Source organism: Vitiosangium sp. GDMCC 1.1324, assembly GCF_003044305.1.
Lineage (GTDB): Bacteria > Myxococcota > Myxococcia > Myxococcales > Myxococcaceae > Archangium.
On the sequence record NZ_PZOX01000067.1, the window covers coordinates 1 to 2,692 of the forward strand.

Below are 2,692 nucleotides of genomic sequence, written 5' to 3' on the forward strand. Positions count from 1 at the left end.
GCCGTCAGGACGGCATCGACACACTGCCACGGGTCCGCCACCATTATTTGAGCGCGTGACCGTCACGCTGCCGGTCCATCCCCTCAAAGGAGTGATGCTGCCGGTCGCCCGGTTCATTCGCAGCCAGGACGGTCGGCGCTACGTCGACGTGGAGTGCCCTCCTGGCCGGTACATGCGACTGCCGCTCGAGTGGACGGACCGCTCCCCACCCCTCGTTCCGCCGAGCATCAATGGTCGCGCAGTCCGCCTCTCCGTCCCCGTTCTGCTGGAGCTTGCCAGTGCAGTGCAGGTGGCGCTTGGTCGCACCCAAGGCCCGTCAGCCACGCCCCTGGCCAGCGATGGACCTACGTTGACACATGCCAACGTGTCCACCCCAGAAATCCGGCCCACCGTGGTCGGCACTGCCCGTGGCGGCAAGGCAGCAACTGCTCGGCACGTGGGCCGCCCTGCTGCACAAGGCGCTGCGCGCCGAAACCGTAGACGCGGAGGAAGGCGATGAACGACAAGGTTCGAGCCACGCATCTGGAGCGTCGAGCGGTGGTGTATCTGCGCCAGTCCACGCTCAGTCAGGTCCATGAGCATCGTGAATCCACGGCCCGTCAGTACGCCCTGCGCCAGCGTGCTCTGGAGTTGGGCTGGCCGCCCGAGCGCATTGAGATAATCGATGAAGACATGGGCCAGAGCGGTACGAGCGCGGACTGGCGGGCGGGCTTCCAGCGCATGGCCGAGGATGTCGCGCACGGACGCGTCGGCGCCATCTTCTCGCTGGAAGTCTCTCGCCTGGCGCGCTCCTCGGCGGACTGGCACCGGCTGCTGGACTTGTGCGGCCTGGCCGACGTGGTGCTGGTCGATGAGCAGGCCGTCTACACTCCGCGCGACTACAATGACCGGCTGCTGCTGGGCCTCAAGGGCACCATGAGCGAAGCCGAGTTGTACTGGATGCGTTTGCGCTTGCAGGGCGGCAAGCTGTCCAAGGCACGGCGTGGTGCCCTCCACATCACGCCGCCCGTGGGCTATGAGTGGGAGGAGGAAACGGGCCGGTTTCGCTTCGACCCCGACGAAGGGGTACAGCGAGCCGTGCGCCTTGTTTTTGAGCGCTTTCGCCTGGAGGGCAGCGCCTACGCCGTGCTGCGCTACTTCATGAAGAACGGGTTGAAGCTGCCCGTGCGAGAGCCGGGCACGCACCAATTGCACCCGGTGCCACCGCGCTACACCCTGTTGCTCTCCATGCTCCACAACCCCACCTACGCCGGTGCCTATGTCTTCGGGCGCAATGAGAGGCACATGGCGCTGGTGGACGGGCAGTTGCGGCGCCAGCGCCGTACGCGTTTGCCGCGGGAAGCCTGGAAGGTATGCCTGAAGAACCACCACCCGGCCTACATCAGCTGGGAGGAATACGAAGCCAACCAGAAGAGGCTCGCTACCAATCATCCCAGCTACCAGCAGCCGGACCAGCGCGGTGCTGCTCGCGAGGGGAGCGCTCTGTTGCAGGGGCTGGTGCTCTGTGGCCGGTGCGGTCACCGGATGCAGACGGCCTACCGGGAGTCCGGGCGTCCGTATTACGAGTGCCGCCGCATCACCGACAAGGGCATGTGCTGGACGGTGTCGGCCGCGGGCATTGACGAGGCAGTCGCCCGACTCTTTCTGGAGACAGTCCAGCCTCCGGAGATTGAGCTGGGCCTGGCCATCACCCGGGAGGTGGAACGGCAGGCCCAGGAGGTAGAGCGTCAGTGGAAGCTGCGGCTGGAGCGGGCGCACTACGAGGCGCAACTGGCCGAGCGCCGTTACAAGGCGGTGGACCCGGACAACCGCGTGGTGGCCCGCACGCTGGAGCGTGAGTGGAACGAGAAGCTGGGCGAGTTGGAGTCGCTCGAGCGCGAGCACCAGCAGGTACTGCGGCGCGAGATGGTGGAACTCACGAGCCAGGACAGAGCACGCCTGCTCGAACTGGCCAAGGACTTGTCGTACGTCTGGCACGCACGGAGCACGACGAATGCTGAGCGCAAGAACCTGCTGCGGATTCTGGTGCGAGAGGTGGCGCTCAGCCCTGTGGAAGTCCCGGAGCGCGGGATTCACATCCAGGTGCTATGGCAGACCGGTGCGTGCAGCGACCTGACCATTGCACGCCGCCCTTCCTACACGAGGGCTACCTCGCCCGAGACCATCAAGCTCATTGGCACACTGGTGGAGCAGAAGAGGACCGATAGGGAGATAGCGGCTGAGCTGAACCGAAGGGGGCTGCTCTCCGGAGTCAAGCGCGCCTGGGACAAGCAAGCGGTGCGCTGGGTGCGCAGGCGCTACGGCATCCACCGCCAGCCGGCGGGACGACGGCGAGGACGGCCTCGACAGCCGGAGCGCCGGGCCGACGGCCTGTATTCAATGCACGGTGTCACCGCACTGCTGGATGTTACTGATACAATGGTGCGCTCCTGGGTCGAGAAGGGCTGGCTGCGATGTGTCGAGGGCGGCGGTCCGGGCACCCCTCGGTGGTATAAGCTCGATCGCTCGACACTCAAGCGGCTGAGGGCCGCCAAGGCCCAGGGAAATGGCTCCAGCGGACGCGGAGCTGCTCAAATAAGTGTGGAGGAAGGTGGGGCATTATGAGGAGGCCATCAGGTACGCCAACACCCGGCGCCTGCCTCCACACCTGGCACAGGTGAAGACATCCAACGCGAACGTCCTGCGCAGCAGC

The 2,692-nt window shown here is 65.9% G+C and carries 1 protein-coding gene; it reads left to right on the plus strand.

The window, feature by feature from the left end:
* The first annotated feature begins 495 nt into the window (after nucleotides 1–495).
* A complete protein-coding gene (locus tag DAT35_RS57850) occupies nucleotides 496–2,604 on the plus strand; it encodes a recombinase family protein (RefSeq protein WP_108077983.1) in 2,109 nt (702 codons plus the stop codon).
* Nucleotides 2,605–2,692: the final 88 nt, after the last annotated feature.